Genomic DNA, 18,040 nt, shown 5'->3' with positions numbered 1-18,040 from the left:
GCCCCCGGCTGCGGGTCGTTCTCGTTCCCGGCCATGACAGCCTGGGCCGACAGGGACCAGCGCAGGGCCGGCACCCTCAGCGGCTCAGCACGCAAGGCCCGCACCGCCCGCATCATCCGCCGAGACCACGGCATCTGCCACGTCTGCGGCAAGCCCGGCGCCACCGAAGCCGACCACGTGGTGCCCCTCGCCGAAGGTGGCAGCGACACCGACGCCAACCTCGCAGCCATCCACGCCAAGCCCTGCCACGAGGCCAAGACCCGAGCCGAACAAGCCCGAGGTCGAGCACGGCGAGGCACAGCGTCTCGACCTCGAGAGCAGCATCCAGGTCTCCGCATGAAGCCTGCATGACCCGGGGGTCTACCCTCCCCCCGGGGGGGTCCAGGACCCCTATCGGCACTGGCGATCGCCGTCCGTACGGGTCTGGGACTTCCGGGGCCTGCATAGCCATGCAGAGCATCCAGCCAGTCGGACCCGCCACGGGGCCGCCTGGACGTTCCCGCCACGGGAGGCACGCCATGCCTGGTCAAGGCCCAGCACCGAAGCGACCCGATCGTCGGGCCCGCAAGAACTCCGACCCGATCCCGCTCCGGGTGATCGCCGCCGAGCCGGTGGCGCAGCCCGAGCTGCCCAGCATCCACGTCGAGAAGGACGGCGAGCTCGTCGAGTTCACCTGGCCGGCTCGCACCGAGGAGTGGTGGGCGATGTGGGCGGCCTCGCCGCTGTCGGCCGAGTTCACCTCGACGGACTGGTCGGAGCTGCTCGACACCGCTCTGCTCCACGCTCAGTTCTGGTCGGGCCGCCTGTCGCTGGCGGCCGAGCTGCGACTGCGGGTGGCCAAGTTCGGTGCCACCCCGGAGGACCGGGCCCGGCTGCGGATCACCTTCGCCCAGGCCGACCAGGCCGAGGGCAACGCGCCGAAGCCGGCGGCCGGAGCGAAGGCCCGCCGTGGCCCACTGCACGGGCTTCCGTCCGAGGGCCCCAAAGCCGCCGAGGCCTGAGGTGCCGTGGAAGCCCTCCGAGCCGGGCGAGGTCCCGACGCTCGGCTGGGTGGTCATCGACTGGATCAGCGAGTTCCTGGCTGCGCCCGACCGCGGCGACTACGAGCCGTTCGTGCTCTATCCCGAGCAGGAGGACTTCGTTCTGCGGTTCTACGAGCTCGATCCGCGCACCGGGAAGCGCCGCCGTCGCCGTGGGGTGATCTCCAGGCCTCGAGGCTGGGGCAAGTCGCCCTTCCTCGGAGCGCTGGCCATCGCCGAGGCGCTCGGGCCGGTGGTGCCGGACGGGTGGGACGCCGATGGGCAGCCGGTGGGCATGTCCTGGGACCGGGTCCGCACCCCGCTGGTGCAGGTCGCCGCCGTGTCGGAGTCGCAGACCAAGAACACCTGGGCGCCGCTGCTCGAGATGCTGCAGGGCCCGGTGCTCGACGCCTACCCGGGCCTGGAACCCCTGGACACCTTCGTCAACCTGCCCCGGGGCCGCATCGAGCCGCTCACCAGCTCGGCGCGGACCGTGAAGGGCAACAAGCCCGTCTTCGTGGTGCTGGATCAGACCGAGGAGTGGGTGCGCTCGAACGGCGGCCTACGCCTGGCCGAGGTGCTCCGCATCAACGCCGCCAAGGTGGGCGGTTCGACGATCGAGTCGCCGAACGCCTTCATCCCTGGCGAGGACTCCGTCGCCGAGCACTCCGCCGCCTTCTGGGACGCCATCGTCTCCGGGCGAGCGCGTGATGACGGGCTCTTCTACGACCACCGAGAGGCCCCGCCCGACACCGACATGGCCGACGAGGCTTCGCTCATGGCCGGCCTCGAGTTGGTCTACGGCGACTCCGCTGCCAGTGCTGGCGGCCACGTCGACCTCGACGTCATCCGGGCGACCATCTGGGACCCCGACATCGACCCTCAGACCGCCCGGGCCGACTTCCTCAACCAGGTCACCCACGCCTCCGACTCGTGGATCAGCCAGCCCGAGTGGGCCGGCCGGGTCGACCTCTCCAAGGTGGTGGCCGACCGCGATGTCGTCACGCTCGGCTTCGACGGCTCCCGTGGTCGAGGCCAGGGCAAGCCGGATGCCACTGCCCTGATCGCCTGCCGGGTTTCCGACGGCCACGTCTGGGAGCTCGGCGTGTGGGAGGCGGCCGACGTGCCGGCCACCTGGCCCGACTGGAAGCCGCCCATGGCCGAGATCGAAGCGGCGGTGGCCGACGCCTTCCGCCGGCTCCGAGTCGTCGGCTTCTTCGCTGACCCGGCGCTGTGGTGGGACACCATCGCCCGCTGGGAGGCCACCTACGGCTCGAAGCTCCGGGTGAAGGCCACCCGCGAGCACCCGATCAGCTGGAACATGGGCAGCCGCTCCCAAGCGATGCCCCGGGCGCTCGAGCAGTTCCACTCCGCAGTCCTCGACGGCGAGATGACCCACTCCGGGGAGTCGAGCCTGACCCGCCACATGCTCAACGCCCGCCGCGAGCCGTCCCGTAGCGGCATGCAGATCCGCAAGGCCCACAAGGACTCCCCGAACAAGATCGATGCCGCCGTGGCCGCCACCCTCGCCTGGCAGGGCCGGCTGGCTGCGGTCGCCGCCGGCATCACCGGCCGCACTGCTCGGGCGCCCTCCCGCATCCGCTGACCCACCGGAAGGGGGCCTCGTTGACGATCGACACGACGACGGCCCTCTCCCCGGGCTGGTGGCTGAAGCGCCTCATGGGCGAGCTCGCAGCCAAGCAGGAGCGGCTCAACCTGCTCGACGCCTACCAGCGCGGCGACCCCCCGATGCCCTGGGGCCCGGCGAACTGCCGCGAGGTGGTGCGCCAGTTCCAGAAGAAGGCCCGGGCCAACTTCGCGTCGCTCATCACCGAGGCCACCCGGCAGCGCATGGTGCCCACCGGGTTCCGGACCGGCGCCGAGGGCGACGAGAACGGCGACCGTGAGGCGTGGCGGATCTGGCAGGCCAACGGCCTCGACGGGCTGTACCCCATCCACTCCCGGTCGACGCGCTCCATGTCGGAGGGCTATGCCATCGTCGGCGGGCCCGACCCGTCGATCGGCGCCCCGCTCATCACCTTCGAGGACCCCCGCCAGGTCCACACAGCGCACGACCCCGCCAATCGCCGCAAGGTGGTGGCCGCCGTGAAGGTCTTCACCAACGACATCATCGATGCCGACCTCGCGTACCTGTACCTGGACGGCTACGTGCTGGTGGCCCAGCGGAAGCGCAACGGACTGGCCGTTGGCAGCGGCGTCAGCTTCGAGCTCGAGGGCTGGGAGTGGCGCACGGCCCCGCAGAAGATCCCGGTGGGCCGGGGCCTGGTGCCGGTCGTGAAGTTCTCGAACCGGGCGGACCTGGCCGGCAACTGCCTCGGCGAGTTCGAGGACGTCATCGACGACCTGGACCGCATCAACCTGATGCTCCTCCAGCGGCTCACCGTCGCGGTCATGCAGGCCTTCCGCCAGCGCGCGGTCAAGGGCGACCTCCCCGACACCGACGAGGACGGCGAGGCGATCGACTACAACGACGTCTTCGCCAGCGACCCTGGCGCCCTCTGGCGGCTTCCGCAGGGCGTCGACATGTGGGAGTCCGCCGGCGTCGACCTCACCCCGCTGCTCGAGTCGGTGAAGGCCGACATCCGCGACGTCGCCGCCACCACGTTCACGCCGCTCTACTACCTCTTCCCGGACGCCGCCAACGGCTCAGCCGAGGGCGCTTCGACCATGCGTGAGGGCTCGATCTTCAAGGTCTGGGACCGCATCCACGGGGACTCCGACCCCCTCGAAGCCACCCTCTCGCTGGCCTTCCTGTTCAACGGAGACGCCCAGCGCGCTTCGCGCACCGACATGGAGGTGCTCTGGCAGCCGCCCGAGCGTGTCTCGCTCTCGGAGCGCTACGACGCTGCCTCCAAGGCCGAGGCCGCCGGCGTGCCGTGGCGCACCCGGATGGCAGACACCCTGCAGTTCTCACCGCAGCTGATCGACCGCATGGAGACCGAGCGGGCCCAGGAGCAGTTCCTGGCCGCATCTGCAGCCCCAGCCGTCCCGTGAGCGCCCTGGCGGTCCTCACCGCCTACCAGGGCGCCTACGCCCGCCTCCGGGCCGCCACCACGGACCAGATCACCAAGGCCTGGTCGCTCAACGGTGGCCTGACCGACGAAGCACAGAACTCCTGGCTCCGCACCGCACTCCCGCTCGTCCAGGGCGCCGAGGCGGCAGCCGTGGTCCTCGTGGACGGCTTCACCACCACCCTGGGTCGGGAAGCCGGCTCCTCGCAGCCGGTCGGCCTCGACGTGAAGGCCCTGACCGGCACCGCACTTCGAGGGGTCGACCCGGCTGACGTCTACGCCCGAGCCGTCATCGAGGCGAGGGTGGCTATCGCAAGCGGCTCGACCTTCGACGAGGCCATGACGGCCGGGCTCACCCGGGCCCGGACCCTGGCTGAGACCGACGTCCTACTCGCCCAGCGGGCCGCCATCTCCGAGGTGGCTAAGCGCACGCCGGCGATCACCGGCTACCGGCGGGTGCTCACCGGCGCCTCCTGCGCCCTCTGCGCGTCTGCCGCCACCCGGGACTACGGCCCGTACGCCCTCATGCCGATCCACTCGCACTGCGACTGCGGCATGGCGCCGATCTACCGCACCGGCTCCGAGCCCAGCGCCTACCTCGACCCCGGCGACATCGCCAACCGGAGCCTGCTCGCCGACATGGCTGCACGCGGGCCCCGGTACTGGGACCAGCGCGGCTTCGGAGTCACCGCCGACGGCGACGTCTTCACCAAGAAGCCCGCCGAGCCCCTCGGTTCATCGATCGATGGACCCGACACCGACTGGCGCAATCGAGCGCCCATCGACGTCACGGTCCACCACCACGGCGAGCTCGGACCAGTCCTGACCCCAGCGGGCCAGCACTTCACCGGACCCTCCGAGATCCCCGCCTAACCACGGCCCGCCACGGGCCACCACCAACCATCCCGCCACGGGAGGCACCCAGCAATGAGCGATGCACCGGCCGACACGGCCCCCACCACCGACGCACCCGCAGACCAGGCGCCCGCCACGGACGCCCCCGACTTCTCGTCGCTGGCCGACCTCGGGCTGACGCCCGAGCAGATCGTCGGCCGCCTCGAGGCCTCTCGGAAGTGGGAGGAGCGGGCGAAGGCCAACGCCACCGCCGCCAAGGAGTTCGAGCGCGTGCAGCGCGAGTCGCTGCCCGAGCAGGAGCGCCTCGTCGCCGAAGCCAAGGCCGCGGCCCGCGCCGAAGTTCTCGCCGAGGTCGGCGGGGACCGCGTGCGCGACGCCATCCGAGTGGCCACCGCCGGCCGAGCCGTTGACGTCGAGGCCCTCCTTGAGGGTCTCGACCCGAGCCGGTTCGTCGCCGAAGACGGCCAGCCCGACACGGCCGGCATCGGCGCATGGGTCGACCGCATCGCCCCCAAGGCCGCCGCCGAGCTCGCCACGCCGTGGCCCGACCTCGGCCAGGGGGCCACCAGCACCGCTCCCCTGAACAGCACCCAGCTGGAACGGGACCTGAAGTCCGCCCTCGGCATCTAGCCGTCGGCGCCCACCCTCCCAAGGAGACCAGACCATGGCGATCACCGCCCCCACCAAGACCAGCGACCTCTCCGGGTTCATCACCCCGGCCGAGGCGGCCCCCATCTTCGACCGCGCCGCGCGAGTCGGTCGTGCAGCGTCTCGCCCAGCGGGTCCCACTCGGCGCCTCCGGTGCCGCCATCCCCGTCATCACCGGGCGCCCCAGCGCCGGGTGGGTCGGTGAGGCCGCCCAGAAGCCCGCCTCCAGCGGCTCGATCGACAAGAAGGTCATCCAGCCCAAGAAGCTGGCCTCGATCTTCGTGGTCTCGGCTGAGGTCGCCCGGCTCAACCCCGGCCAGTTCGTCACCAAGATGCAGGGCTCCTTCGCGGAGACCTTCGCCGTGGCGTTCGACTACGCGGCCCTCCACGACGCCGGCCCCGACGGCACCGCCGGTGCCGGCCCCTTCGACACCTACGTCGACCAGACCACCAAGACCCAGGAGATCGGCGCCACCGCCCAGGGCAGCGGCGGCACCTACGGCGACCTGGTGTCGGCCATCGGCAAGATCGTCTCGTCCCACGACGCCGCCAACCGGCGCTACCGGCTCACCGGCTGGGCCATGGACGACGTCATGGAGCCCGCCCTGCTCCAGTCGGTCGACACCAACGGCCGGCCCATCTACATCGACACCCCGCTGGAGGACACCACGAGCGCTCGCGGTGGCCGTCTGATCGGGCGTCCCTCGTTCATGGGTGAGGGTGTCGCCTCCCCGAACCTGACCTCCGTGGTCGGCTACGGCGGCGACTGGTCCCAGGCGGCCTGGGGCGCAGTCGGCGGCATCTCCTACCGGATCTCGACCGAGGCCACCGTGACCATCAACGGCTCGCTGGTCTCGCTCTTCGAGAACAACCTCGTCGCCGTCCTGGCCGAGGCCGAGTACGGCTTCCTGGTCAACGACCCGGGCGCCTTCATCAAGCTCACCAACGTGGGCAACAGCCCCGTCACCTCGAGCTGATCCAGCCGATGCCCGACCGGACCTCAAGGGAGGTGTGATGCCCCTGCCACAGCTTGCGACGTCCACCGACCTCGGGGTCCGCCTCGGCGTCGAGTTCACCGACGACCAGCTCCCTCGGATCGAGGCGCTGCTGGCCGATGCCTCAGCAACGGTCCGCGCCTACGCCGGCCGGCCGTTCACCCTCACGGCCAACGCCACCTTCACCGCCCGACCCTGCTGCGGGGTCCTGACCCTGCCTGACGGGCCCGTGGTCTCCGTCGCCTCGGTGCTGGACGGCGACGGCAACCCGGTGCCGTTCAGCTGGTCGAGCGGCCGCAAGGTCCACGTCCGGACCTCGGCCCCGGTGACGGCCACCTACAACTACGGGTGGGCGGAGATCCCGGGCGACGTCGTGGCCGTCGTCTGCCAGGTAGCCGGCCGCGCCTCCGGCACCAACGCCGCACAGGGGGCGAACTCCGAGGAGCACCTCGGCGCCTACGGCTTCACCGTCGGCACCATCGCCGCGGCCGGTGCGGTCGGCCTGCTTCCCGCCGAGCAGGCCACACTCGACCGCTACCGCACCGGTCGACAGCCCGGCACCATCTCGACCACCCCGTGGTTCCGCCCAGCGCAGCTCGACCCGGAGTCCTGGGCGTGAGGATCCTCGCCGCCCTGCCCCTGTACCCGCCCGCCTCCCGGGTCGGCGCCTGGCTGGCCACCCACGCCTGCCTCAGCCACATGACTCAGCGCGGCCACCATGTCGACGTCGTGACCCGCCTCAGCACGGGCTACGCCTACGACCTCGACGGCGTCCACGTGCACCCAGGGGCCAGCATGGACGCCTTCGACCGCCCCGATGTGGTGCTCTCTCACCTCGGCGATGACCACGCCGCTGACGGCTGGGCCTTCGAGCGGCTGGTCCCCTCGGTGCGCATGGTCCACGGATCCAGCCCCGAGAACGCCGCCCACCTCGCCGCCACTCGACCTGCCCTGGCCGTCTACAACTCCGAGAGCCTCGCCTGCGAGGTCGGCCACCCGGGCATCGTCGTGCGCCCCCCGTTCGACCCGGAGGACGTGCGCACCACGCCGGGTCCGATGGTCACGCTCGTCAACCTGGCCGAGGCCAAGGGTGGCGCCCTGTTCTGGGAGCTGGCCCGGTCGATGCCGGAGGCGCAGTTCCTCGGCGTGCGTGGCGGCTACGGCCTCCAGGTCAGCAACAAGAGCAAGAACGCCACCGTCATCGCCCCGACGATGGACATGGCCAACGACGTCTACGGGCGCACCCGCATCCTGCTGATGCCCTCCGAGCGAGAGACCTGGGGCATGGTGGGCGTCGAGGCGATGTGCTCGGGCATCCCGGTGATCGCTCACCCCACGCCGGGCCTCCGCGAGTCCCTGGGCGATGCTGGGATCTTCCTGGACCGCGCTGATGTCGAGGGCTGGCGCTCCGCCATCCGCTCCCTGCTCGACGCCCCGTCTTGGGCCGCCGCCTCAGCCCGGGCCAGCGCGCGCCGCAGAACTCGACCCCGCCGCCGATCTGGCTCGCTTTGCGTCGGCCATCGAGGCCCTGGTGCCGGCGAGGGCTGCAGCATGACCGCCGCCGCCCTGGTCGTGATGACCGACGGCCGACGCGAGTGCATCGAGCGCTCCGTGCCCGCCGCCCTGGAGAACCTGAAGGGCCTCGACGTCGGCCCGCTGGTGATCTGCGACGACTCCGGCGTGCCCGAGTACCGGGCCTGGCTGGCAGAGACCTTCCCCGCAGCGACCCTGGTGACCAGCCCGGACCGCACCGGCTACGCCGAGGCCGTCCGCCGGGCCTGGGCCGCGGCGCTCGACGCCGACACGCCCTGGGTGTTCTGGCTCGAGGACGACTTCATCGTGGAGCGCCCCGTCGACCTGGCCGCCATGGCCGAGGTGCTCACCAGCCAGCCGCACCTCACCCAGCTGGTGCTGAAGCGCCAGCCGTGGTGGGGCAACGAGGTGGCCGCCGGCGGGATCATCGAGTGCAACCCCGAGGCCTTCAGGGACCGGTCCGACGGCACCCACCAGTGGGTGGAGCACACCGAGGGCCACTGGTCGAACCCCCACCTGGTGGCCCGGGAGTTCCTGGCCACCCACGAGTGGCCGACGGGCGCCTGGTCAGAGTCCAGGTTCGGGGCCGAGGTGCTGGTCGGCGGCCGGGCTTCGGCGTTCTGGGGGCACAGCAGCGACGCACCGCTGGTCGAGCACGTGGGGGAGCGCCGTGGCACCGGATACTGACGTCCTCGTCGTGGTGCCCCGCCGGGCTGACGGCGGCCACCGTGACCGGCTCTGGGCCTGGCTGCGCGAGCGCTGGGAGCACGCCCACCCGACCTACCGCCTGGTCGAGGGCCACCACGACGAGGGCCCGTTCAACCGCTCGGCGGCGATCAACGCCGGCGTGGCCGAGGGCGGCCCGTTCGACGTGCTGGTCATCGCGGACGGCGACTCGTTCGTGGCGCCGCTCCAGCTGGAGCGAGCCGTGGCCACCGCCGCCCGGACAGGCCAGCTGACCCTGGCCTACGACCGGTTCTGCTACCTCGACGAGGCCATGTCCCGCCGGGTGGTCGAGGGCTTCGACGGCTCTTGGGAGCCGGGCGTCGCCTGGTCGCTCGACTGGACCTGCTCGTCGATGGTCGTCGTGCCCGCTGCGCTGTGGGCCGAGCTCGGCGGCGCAGATGAGGGCTTCGTGGGCTGGGGCGGCGAGGACTTCGCCCTCCGTCACGCCCTGGAGACCTTCGGTGGGGGCATGCACCGCATCCCCGGCCCGGTGTGGCACCTCTGGCACCCGGGCGCCCCGCATGACGCCGACGACGTCTTCCCGGGCCGCCAGGCGCTCTACGCCGACGCCGCCGGCAACCCGGTGGCCATGCGGCGCCTCGTCGACGGCCTGCGCGCCGACCTCGAGCGGACCACCACGCCGGTCCCGTCGTGAGCATCGACCGGTTCTTCACCGTGCCCGTGACGATCAAGACGCCCACCGGGGCCACCACCTCGGACGCCGAGGGCAACCCGACCACCGAGGTGGCCACCATCGAGGCGATGGGCCACGTCCAGCCCCTCACCGCCAAGACCGCCGCCGACCGGGCCGTACCGGTCGCGGTGGGGGAGCGGGCCCGCCTCGTCTGGCTCCCGCTCGACACCGTGGTCAGCCTGCGGTCCACGATCACGTTCCGGGGTGCCACCTACGACGTCCAGGGCGACCCGGACGACTGGTGGGTCGGCTCCAGCAACGACCACATCGAACTGGTCGTGGTGCGGCAGGTGCCGGCGTGAGCGGCTCGCTGAAGGTCGAGAACGGGTCCTCGTGGCTGCGCGACGTCGAGCGGGCGTTCGCCGGCCTGGAACTGCAGTCCGAGGAAGAGGTGGCCACCCTGGCCGCCACGATCTCGAAGAACATGCGCGACTCGGCGCCGACCATGGCCGAGGAGGAGCGGGCCCGCCGCCTGGCCAACCCGGGCGACCCGGTGCGCAAGACCTCTGGTCGAGCGACGATCCGCTACGTCCGAGGCCACGACCGCGAGGGCTTCTACGTCGACGTCGGCCCGAGCCGCAAGGCGTTCTACCTGGCCTTCCAGGAGTACGGCACCCTGCACTTCCCGGGTCGCCCGTTCCTGCGCCCGTCGATCGAGCGGGCCGTGGCCGGCTGGGGCACCTCGGGGAGCCGACGCTGATGGCCGCCTCGCTCACCGGCGCCCTGAAGGCCCTCATCGAGCCGGCCGGCCTCGGCCTGTCGGTGTGGCGCGACGACCTCGCCACCGGCCAGCCCACCGGCCCCCGGTACGTCACCGTGGCCGAGGGCATCTCGACCACCACCGAGCGGCTCAGCGGCGACCACGACGGCGATCCCGTCACCGAGCTGGTGCAGCTCGACCTCTGGCAGCCGTGGCGGGCCAAGACCGATGGCGACCCCGCCGAGGACTACGCCCTGCCCCGCTCGCTCCGCACCCTTCTGCACGGCGCCCGCCTCACCGCCGCCCCGATGATCGTCAGGTCCTGCACCGTCGACGACGTCGTCCGGCTGGTCGAGCGCGAGGCGAACACCGTGCACCACGCCTTCACCCTCCGCCTCCGGCGCGAGGCCTGAAGCCCGCCCCACCCGGGCCACGACCGTTCTGGCCGGGACCACCGGCCCGTACACACAGGAGACCCCCACCATGGCACTCGCCCCCACCACCAAGCTGTTCTCCACGGAGGACTGCAAGATCCAGCGCCTGCTCACCGACCCCGAGGGCGGCTCGCCCACCTACGGGCCGATGATCGACGTGCCCGGCATCCGCCAGGTCACGCTGACCCCCGAGTTCGAGTCGAAGCAGCTCCGCGGCGACAACAAGGAGCTCGACAGCGACACCGTCATGGTGGCCGCCACGATCGGCTGGGACTACGCCAAGCTGTCCTACGCCGCGCTCGAGGTGTTCATCGGCGGCACCTGGGACGGGACCGAGTACACGCGCAGCCAGAGCGACTACCTGCCGTCGTGGCGCATGACCTGGAAGACGCCGACCAACGGCGGCTCCGACATCGGCGGCGACGTCCACTTCGAGGTCGGCAAGGCCAAGGTCACCGCCCACAACCTGGGCACCGCGTTCGAGGACTACCAGCTCCTGAACGCCACGGCCCGCTGCAACTTCCGGCTGGCCGACGGGAAGCTCTTCGGCATCATCCCGCACGAGACCGCCGAAGCCCTCGCCTCGGCGTGACCAGCGACGCCGACCGGCTCCTCTCCCTCGGCATGCCCATCGTGGGCGTCGAGGGCGAGGAGCGCCGGCTGCGGTTCAGCCTGCTGGCGATCGCTCGGTGCGAGGCCGCCTACGGCAGTTGGGCCGCCACGATCGAGGAGCTGTCCTGGCTCCAGGGCCAGATGGTGCTGCAGTTCCCGGAGCCGACCGCTGCCCGGGTGGCTGCGATGCTCCAGCACGTGCTCGGAGCGGCTGACCCGGTCGACGCCGGCTCGACCCCGGCGGAGTGCATCGAAGCGCTGCTCGAGGCCTGGATGGAGGCCTTCCCGGCCCCCAGCGGTGACCCGGGAAAAGCGTAGGGGCGGCCGAGCCGTTCCGCTGGGACGACTGGTGGCGGTTCGCCATCGTCGAAGCGCACCTCACCGAGGAGCGCTTCTGGGCCTCGACCGTGGCCCAGCTCGCCGCCCTGCTGCCCCCGACACCCGAAGCGCCGAAGCCCGAACAGGGCACGGCCGACGACCTGCTCGCCCTCGCGGCGATGCGCTGAAGGAGGTGGACCGTGGGCGATCGTGAACTTCCCGAGCTGCGCTCCCGGCTCCGCCTCGACACCACGGACCTGACCCGCGCCCAGGGCGCGGCCGAGCGGTTCGTGACCCGGCTCAACTCCACGAAGATCGACACGAAGTCCCTCGACGACTTCGCCAACAAGGCCGACCAGCTCGGCTCGAAGTTCACCCGCAACGTGACGCTCCCGGTGCTCGCCGGCGCCACCGCGGCGACGAAGCTGGCCGTGGACTTCGAGTCGTCGTTCACCCAGATGCAGACCCTCGCCGGCGTGACCGGCGACGAGGTCGAGGGCTTGAAGCAGCACGTCCTCGACCTGGCCAAGGAGACCGGGCGCAGCCCCGACGAGCTCGCCAAGGGCCTGTACTTCATCCGCTCGGCCGGCATCGACGGAGCGACGGCGCTCGACGTGCTCGACGCCTCGGCCAAGGGTGCAGCGATCGGCCTCGGCGACGCCGCCTCGGTGGCCGACGTGCTCACCTCGGCGATCAACACCTACGGCGCCGAGAACCTGTCGGCTGCGGACGCCGCCAGCCAGCTCGCCGCTGCGGTCGCCGCCGGCAAGGGCGAGGCCGCCGACTTCGCCCCGCAGCTCGGCCGGCTGCTGCCGATCGCCCAGAACCTCGGGGTCGGCTTCGACCAGGTGGCCGGGGCCGTGTCGTTCCTCACCCAGACCAACGGCGACGTCGCTCAGAGCGCCACCATGGTGGCCGGGGTGTTCCAGAAGCTGCTGGCCCCGGTGGGCACGGCGAACGACACCCTCGAGAAGTACGGGCTCACCTCCGATGGGGTGCGGAAGTTCCTGGCGGAAAACGGCCTGATCGCCACGCTGCAGATGCTCAACGACAAGCTCGGGGGCAACCGCGAGGCGCTCCGGGCCGTGTTCCAGGACACCGAGGCCGTCAACGGCGTGCTCGGCCTGCTGCGCAACAACGGCGCAGACGCCGCCAAGGTGATCGACGACGTCACCGGCTCGACCAACTACCTGGCCGACGCCTACAAGAAGCTCGACGACGACCCGGCCACCAACTTCAAGCGGGACCTCGCTGAGCTGCAGGCCCAGGGCATCGCCCTCGGCCAGAAGCTGGTCCCGCTGCTCGCCGACCTGGCCGCCAACACGGCTGACGTCGTGGGTTGGTTCGCCCGGCTGCCCGAGCCGGTGCAGACCTCGCTCCTGGCCTTCGTCGGGCTCGCTGCGGCCATCGGGCCCGTGGCCAAGACCGCCGGCTTCGCCACGAACGCCGTGAGCCTGCTGATGAAGGCGGCCAAGTCCGACGCCCTGTTCAGCTTCTCCACCGCGCTGAAGGAAGGGGCCGGGGCCGGCCAGGGCTTCGCCGCCTCAGCTGGCAACGCGATCAACGCGGTCGGCGGGCTCGGTCCGATCGCCGGGGTCGCCGCTGCCGGCCTGGCGGTGCTGATCGCGTCGTACCTCGATGCGGCCAACAGCGCCAAGCTGGCCAAGGAGGGGGCCGAGGCGCTGCGGGAGGAGGCCGAGCGCACGGGCGAGTCGCTGGAGGAGACGTTCAACCGCCGCCTGGCCCGCACCCTGGGGGGGGCGCGTCGGGGGGGCTGAACCTGATCGGCTCCGGCGACGCCTTCCGCGGCGTGCTGAAGGCCATGGGCCTGGATCCGGCCGACGTGGCCAAGGCCCTCGCCGGGACCGAGGCCGAGTTTAAGGCCTTCCAGGAGCGGGCGCGCCAGGGGTTCGAGGACGCGCAGGGCGGCAAGGGCTCCGCCGAGAACCGCCGCCGGATCATCACCGGCTACGCCGAGTTCGCCGCCAGTCTCGGCCTCATCCGCGACCAGTCGCTCGGCGCCGCCCAAGGGCAGGCAGACCTGGACGCCGCCAACAAGGCGCTCAGCGTCGACAGCGACAAGGCCGCCGGCTCCCTGGGCAACCAGGCGGGCGCCACCGGTGAGGTCACCGATCGGAGCGAGGAGGCCACCAAGGCGCTCGAGGACCAGGCCTCAGCGGCCCGAGGACTCTTCGACGCTCGGCAGGCTGCCGCCGCCAGCGCCGCCGGCGTGCTTTCCGCCGAGCAAGAACTGGCCGACGCCCGCCGCTCTGCCGCCGGCGACAGCGACGAGATGCGCAACGCCCTCGACGGCGTGGAGGGCGCCGAGAAGGCGGTGGCCGACGCCAAGCGGGCCAGCCGGGAAGCCGAGGTGTCGCTCTCGGAGGCCCGGTCCCAGGCGGCCGACGATCTGCGCCACCTCGAGGAAGCCGCCGCCGGCGCCGCGGTGGCCGAAGGGCGGGCAAAGCTCACCCTGAAAGAAGCGCTGCGCGACCAGTTCCTGGTGAAGCCCGGGACCGACTTCTTCGCCGACGCCGAGGCCGCCCAGAAGGTGGCCGAAGCCCGCCAAGCGCTCGCCGAGGCCCAGACGAAGAAGGGCGACACCGCCCAGGAGCTGGCCGACGCTCGGGCCAAGGGCATCGAGGGTTCCGACGCCGTGGTCGCTGCCCAGAAGCGCATCCGCGACTCCTACGACGGTGAGCGTGAGGCCCAGAAGCGCCTGGCCGACGCCTCGGACCAGGTGGCCAAGGTTCGGGCTGATGCTGCGGACAAGGTGCGCTCGGCCACGGCGAAGCTCACCGAGGCCCAGCTCGACAACATCGACAAGCAGGCCGAGCTCACCGAGAAGGTGTTCGGCGCCGAGGCCGGTAACCAGGCCCTGCTCGACGGGCTCTTCCGGCTGGCCGTGTCGCTCGATCCGGCCAACCCGCTCCGTCAGCGGCTCGGCGGGTTCATCACGGACTTGCTGGCTCTTCGGGCTGCCTACGACGGCAGCGACCCGGTGGTGGCGGCTGTCGCCCTCGGCCAGGCCGCGCTCACCCAGAAGAACCCGAAGCGCCTTGACGGTGGCCGGGCCCAGGGCGGCCCGGTGTACCCGGGGCGGGCCTACTCGGTGAACGAGATGGCCCGCTACGGGGTGCCGTCGGAGGTGTTCGTGCCGGACGTGCCGGGCCGCATCGTGCAGGGCAGCCAGGCCCCTGGCGTGGCCCCGGTCATCAACATGCCGGTCCAGGTGCTCGGCAACCCCGACGCCGCCACGATCGCCGAGTTCGAGAAGGCGGGTGGGCGGATGATCAACGAGGCCCTGCGCCAGTACTCCAGGAATCTCCGATGAGCAACGCCTACCTCGGGTCCTACAACGACTGGGTCTTCGGCAACAGCGCCCGACCTGGCGCTTCGGTGCGGTCGCTCAGTGGGTTCTTCGGCAAGGCGGCCGACATCCCGACGACGGACAGGTGGGACATCGGCGCCACCGCTGGCACGGTGCGGGTGCCGGTCAAGGGGCCGCGACTCGGCCTCAACCTCCACGCCGAGAGCCGGGCGCAGCTCGACGACCTCATCCTGACCGTGGAGCGGGCCTTCCCCGAGTCGATGGCCCCGCTGCCGCTCACCATCGGCGGGTGGTCGATGTGGGCTCAGGTGGCGAGCTGCCAGCCGGACTACGACCCGTCGTGGCCGGGTCCGGAGAAGAACACGCCCTGCGACATCGCCTTCACGGCCGTCGACCCGGTGCTCTATTCCGCCGAGACGGTCATCACCCGGGCCACCCCGGCCGGGACGCAGACCCTCCCGCTGGACAACGTCGGGTCGCGCACCACCAAGCCGGGTCGAGCGCTCACGCTGGCGATCACCGCGGTCACGAACTGCGCCAACGTCTACATCGAGGCCGGTGGCCGGCGGACCACCTGGAACGAGTACCTGCTCGCCGGCCAGACGCTCACGCTCGACGCCGGGCGCATCTCGCGCATCGGGTCCCAGCGCATCGACGGCAAGCTCCGGGGCAACAACCTGGCCGGCCTCATGGCGTCGAAGGCGCCGCGCTGGCCCAGGATCCCGCCTGGCGAGTCCACTGTCACCGTCGGCGCCCAGTTCGGCACCTTCACCGTGGTGGCCAAGCACCGGAGCACCCGGTGACTGTCGAACTGCTCCCGCCGCTCGACCCCTCGGCACTCGCCCCGCCGACGTCGCTGCACGCGCCCGGCACCGGGCTGCTCACCCTCACCCCGCTCCCACCCGACCCCGGTCCAGGCGACCCCGACACGCCGTGGTCCCCGCCGGCGCCGGCTGTCGCTGCCGCCGACCTGGTGCTGGTGATCGCCGAGGCCGGCAGCCACCGCCCCCTCACCGCCGTGGAGTCCGCCGTGGTCGAGGACTACGACGACCCGCTCACCATCGACACCCTTGGTCACATCACCGCCAGCGCGTCCGCCTGGGACCCCTGCTGGGAGGTGATCGGCGCCCCGTCGACCACCATCGACGACCTCACCGTGGTCGACCCCGACTGGCGGCGCTACGAGCTCCAGGTGTGGGAGAACGGCGAGCTGGTCGCCGCCGGCTACCTCGACGACCCGGTGACCATCGGCGACGACCGGATCAGCCTGAACGCGACCGGCATCGCCTTGGCCTTCCAGCGCACGATCGGTGACGCCGGCACCAGCGACGACCTCGGCGGCGCTGGAAGCTTCGAGGGCGCCAGCGGCGACCCGATCGCGTGGCTGCGGGCCCACGGCTGGAGCATCAACGACGGCCTGGAGCCGACCGACGGCCTCCTGGAGGCGCGCTGGAACCCCTACACCCCGTTCTCGGGCTCCCGGAGCCTTCAGGTGCGAGGCAAGGGCGTGCTGCGGGCCCCGGTGATCCCGGTGGCCCAGCATGAGCACTTCGCCCGGGAGCGGGTCACCACGGCGATGGTGCAGCACACCGAGTCCTACATCGTCGCCGAGACGGAGGTGTACGCCGACGGCGCCACCCAGATCAACAAGGACCAGACCCGGGCCAAGGGCGCAGCCACCAACGAGGACGACGAGACCTGGCAGAACGTGGCCTCGTCCGGGATCCTGCCTCGCGGCACCGGGGTGTCGTTCATCCGCATGGCGTTCCGCATCTACTCGATCACCGGGTGGGTCGACATCGACGAGGTCCGCTACCCGAAGGACGGCTTCACCGGGTCGCGCTCGCCGATCGACCGGGCCTACTACCCGAGCCGGATCGTGGACCGCCTCGAGGCCACCACCAACCCCGACGGCCAGGCCCTGGGCCTCTCGGTGCACGTCGATGCGCTCACCGGCTCGCTGGGTCAGCTGGCGTGGGAGGACTACGAGGACGTCCGGGCCGTCGACATGCTGTCCCAGGTCAACGACACGATCTTCGGCGCCGACGTCTGGGTGCTGCCCAACTTCCAGGTCCGGGTCGCCCCGCGTCGGGGGAGCAACCGCACGGACCTGGCGCTGAACAACGACACCGTGCTGCGCCCATCGTGGGAGACGAACCCCGGGGCGATCATCGACCAGCTGCGGGTGCTGACCCCGTGGGGCACCGGGCCGGGCCGCATCGGGTTCGCCTACGACCAGCCGTTGCCCGATGGGGTGCGCATCAACCGCCAGATCATGACGGGCCCGACGAACCTGTCGTGGCTGCAGCTCTACATCTGGGGGCTCTGGACGGCGCAGCAGGAGTCCCGGGAGGCCCGCTACGCCGACCTGCTCGTCGACGAGGCCTTCGGGCGCCAGGTGGTGACCGGCGACGGCCTGCCCGTGGCGCTGTCGTCGGGGCGGCACGGCTGGGTGGGCTGGGTGCGGGTGGCGAACCGGAAGTTCACGAAGGCCGCCCGGACGTGCACCCTGACGGTGGGCCTGGACCCGGCGGTGACGCCGTGAGCGGCCGCGACCCCACGAAGCGATGGTCGGAGCGCGAGTTCGGCCTGACGAAGGGCTTCATCGGCCCGGTGGGTCCGCAGATCCGAGCGGTGGACGCCAAGGTCCCGCCCCGGCAGCGGCCACCGGACGACACCGCCACGCCCTACATCCCGCCCGATCCATACGTCACCACGTTCGGTGGGGAACTGTCGGGCGAGGACCCGGCGCTACTGGCGCTGCCGTTTGCCGGGACGTGGGACGTGTGGGGCGACATCCGGGTCACCTACGAAGGCGTCAAGGGTGCTCGCGTCGAGTCCAACATCACCTTCGATCAGACCTCGTGGCCGCTGCAGGGCAGCTCGGTGTTCGAGTCGTGGCCGTCGTTCAACTACGACCCCGTCACCAACCCCGACGAGCTGTCGGGGACGAAGTACTTCACCGTCGGGCTGGTGCGCACGTTCCTCGTGGTGACCGATGCGGACCCGCTGACCTTCGAGGTGTCGCTGCAGTGCCGGGACCGTGATGGAGCGGCGATCCCCCTCAACACTTCCGGCTACCAGATCTACGCCGTCTGCCTCACCGGGAACCCGACCCCGTGACCGACCCCCTGGAGACCCGC

General features: G+C 71.6%; 20 protein-coding genes. All 20 read left to right on the top strand.

The window, feature by feature from the left end; translation table 11 throughout:
• Positions 1-33 precede the first annotated feature (33 nt).
• Complete coding sequence (locus KSP35_RS13110; RefSeq protein WP_216996089.1) at positions 34-351, top strand: HNH endonuclease; 318 nt, start codon at positions 34-36, stop codon at positions 349-351.
• Positions 352-518: 167 nt separating this feature from the next.
• Positions 519-1,001: a hypothetical protein gene (locus KSP35_RS13105; protein ID WP_216996081.1), complete on the top strand. Its 483-nt coding sequence runs from the start codon at positions 519-521 to the stop codon at positions 999-1,001.
• Position 1,002: 1 nt separating this feature from the next.
• The gene (locus tag KSP35_RS13100; protein WP_216996079.1) at positions 1,003-2,625 is read left to right on the top strand and encodes a hypothetical protein; all 1,623 of its coding nucleotides are present in this window, start codon (positions 1,003-1,005) and stop codon (positions 2,623-2,625) included.
• A gap of 20 nt (positions 2,626-2,645) precedes the next feature.
• Positions 2,646-4,034 carry a phage portal protein gene (locus KSP35_RS13095; RefSeq protein WP_216996077.1) on the top strand — a complete coding sequence of 463 codons (1,389 nt, stop codon included), beginning with the start codon at positions 2,646-2,648 and terminating at the stop codon, positions 4,032-4,034.
• Positions 4,031-4,924 carry a hypothetical protein gene (locus tag KSP35_RS13090; protein WP_216996075.1) on the top strand — a complete coding sequence of 298 codons (894 nt, stop codon included), beginning with the start codon at positions 4,031-4,033 and terminating at the stop codon, positions 4,922-4,924. Before KSP35_RS13095 ends, KSP35_RS13090 begins: the two co-directional genes overlap by 4 nt.
• Before the next feature lie 54 nt (positions 4,925-4,978).
• Positions 4,979-5,536 carry a hypothetical protein gene (locus KSP35_RS13085; RefSeq protein WP_216996073.1) on the top strand — a complete coding sequence of 186 codons (558 nt, stop codon included), beginning with the start codon at positions 4,979-4,981 and terminating at the stop codon, positions 5,534-5,536.
• 131 nt (positions 5,537-5,667) lie between these two features.
• Positions 5,668-6,531, top strand: coding sequence for a phage major capsid protein (locus KSP35_RS13080; RefSeq protein WP_216996071.1), 864 nt, complete (start codon positions 5,668-5,670; stop codon positions 6,529-6,531).
• A gap of 37 nt (positions 6,532-6,568) precedes the next feature.
• A complete protein-coding gene (locus KSP35_RS13075) occupies positions 6,569-7,168 on the top strand; it encodes a hypothetical protein (protein ID WP_216996069.1) in 600 nt (199 codons plus the stop codon).
• Complete coding sequence (locus tag KSP35_RS13070; protein ID WP_216996067.1) at positions 7,165-8,769, top strand: glycosyltransferase; 1,605 nt, start codon at positions 7,165-7,167, stop codon at positions 8,767-8,769. The genes KSP35_RS13075 and KSP35_RS13070 overlap by 4 nt, the downstream gene beginning before the upstream one ends.
• Complete coding sequence (locus KSP35_RS13065) at positions 8,753-9,463, top strand: hypothetical protein (protein ID WP_216996065.1); 711 nt, start codon at positions 8,753-8,755, stop codon at positions 9,461-9,463. The genes KSP35_RS13070 and KSP35_RS13065 overlap by 17 nt, the downstream gene beginning before the upstream one ends.
• Positions 9,460-9,804: a hypothetical protein gene (locus KSP35_RS13060; RefSeq protein ID WP_216996064.1), complete on the top strand. Its 345-nt coding sequence runs from the start codon at positions 9,460-9,462 to the stop codon at positions 9,802-9,804. The genes KSP35_RS13065 and KSP35_RS13060 overlap by 4 nt, the downstream gene beginning before the upstream one ends.
• Positions 9,801-10,202, top strand: a complete 402-nt coding sequence (locus KSP35_RS13055; protein WP_216996062.1) for a hypothetical protein — start codon at positions 9,801-9,803, stop codon at positions 10,200-10,202. The genes KSP35_RS13060 and KSP35_RS13055 overlap by 4 nt, the downstream gene beginning before the upstream one ends.
• Positions 10,202-10,615, top strand: coding sequence for a hypothetical protein (locus tag KSP35_RS13050; RefSeq protein WP_216996060.1), 414 nt, complete (start codon positions 10,202-10,204; stop codon positions 10,613-10,615). Before KSP35_RS13055 ends, KSP35_RS13050 begins: the two co-directional genes overlap by 1 nt.
• 70 nt (positions 10,616-10,685) lie before the next feature.
• Complete coding sequence (locus tag KSP35_RS13045) at positions 10,686-11,228, top strand: hypothetical protein (protein WP_216996053.1); 543 nt, start codon at positions 10,686-10,688, stop codon at positions 11,226-11,228.
• Positions 11,225-11,566 carry a hypothetical protein gene (locus tag KSP35_RS13040; protein WP_216996051.1) on the top strand — a complete coding sequence of 114 codons (342 nt, stop codon included), beginning with the start codon at positions 11,225-11,227 and terminating at the stop codon, positions 11,564-11,566. Before KSP35_RS13045 ends, KSP35_RS13040 begins: the two co-directional genes overlap by 4 nt.
• A 200-nt stretch (positions 11,567-11,766) precedes the next feature.
• The gene (locus tag KSP35_RS13035; protein ID WP_216996049.1) at positions 11,767-13,344 is read left to right on the top strand and encodes a phage tail tape measure protein; all 1,578 of its coding nucleotides are present in this window, start codon (positions 11,767-11,769) and stop codon (positions 13,342-13,344) included.
• A gap of 32 nt (positions 13,345-13,376) precedes the next feature.
• Positions 13,377-14,900 carry a hypothetical protein gene (locus KSP35_RS13030; RefSeq protein WP_216996047.1) on the top strand — a complete coding sequence of 508 codons (1,524 nt, stop codon included), beginning with the start codon at positions 13,377-13,379 and terminating at the stop codon, positions 14,898-14,900.
• Positions 14,897-15,700, top strand: a complete 804-nt coding sequence (locus KSP35_RS13025; RefSeq protein WP_216996045.1) for a hypothetical protein — start codon at positions 14,897-14,899, stop codon at positions 15,698-15,700. Before KSP35_RS13030 ends, KSP35_RS13025 begins: the two co-directional genes overlap by 4 nt.
• A complete protein-coding gene (locus KSP35_RS13020; RefSeq protein ID WP_216996044.1) occupies positions 15,697-17,442 on the top strand; it encodes a hypothetical protein in 1,746 nt (581 codons plus the stop codon). Before KSP35_RS13025 ends, KSP35_RS13020 begins: the two co-directional genes overlap by 4 nt.
• The gene (locus tag KSP35_RS13015; RefSeq protein ID WP_216996042.1) at positions 17,439-18,020 is read left to right on the top strand and encodes a hypothetical protein; all 582 of its coding nucleotides are present in this window, start codon (positions 17,439-17,441) and stop codon (positions 18,018-18,020) included. Before KSP35_RS13020 ends, KSP35_RS13015 begins: the two co-directional genes overlap by 4 nt.
• The last annotated feature ends 20 nt before the right edge of the window (positions 18,021-18,040 follow it).

This window comes from Aquihabitans sp. G128, from assembly GCF_019048865.1.
Lineage (GTDB): Bacteria > Actinomycetota > Acidimicrobiia > Acidimicrobiales > Iamiaceae > Aquihabitans.
Note: the sequence above shows the minus strand (reverse complement) of the source record. Positions and strands in the feature narration are given on the sequence as shown.

Coding starts and splice junctions, on each gene's coding strand:
- KSP35_RS13050 (WP_216996060.1), top strand. CDS start 10,202: ATGGCCGCCTCGCTCACCGGCGCCCTGAAGGCCCTCATCGAGCCGGCC.
- KSP35_RS13105 (WP_216996081.1), top strand. CDS start 519: ATGCCTGGTCAAGGCCCAGCACCGAAGCGACCCGATCGTCGGGCCCGC.
- KSP35_RS13025 (WP_216996045.1), top strand. CDS start 14,897: ATGAGCAACGCCTACCTCGGGTCCTACAACGACTGGGTCTTCGGCAAC.
- KSP35_RS13085 (WP_216996073.1), top strand. CDS start 4,979: ATGAGCGATGCACCGGCCGACACGGCCCCCACCACCGACGCACCCGCA.
- KSP35_RS13045 (WP_216996053.1), top strand. CDS start 10,686: ATGGCACTCGCCCCCACCACCAAGCTGTTCTCCACGGAGGACTGCAAG.
- KSP35_RS13110 (WP_216996089.1), top strand. CDS start 34: ATGACAGCCTGGGCCGACAGGGACCAGCGCAGGGCCGGCACCCTCAGC.
- KSP35_RS13075 (WP_216996069.1), top strand. CDS start 6,569: ATGCCCCTGCCACAGCTTGCGACGTCCACCGACCTCGGGGTCCGCCTC.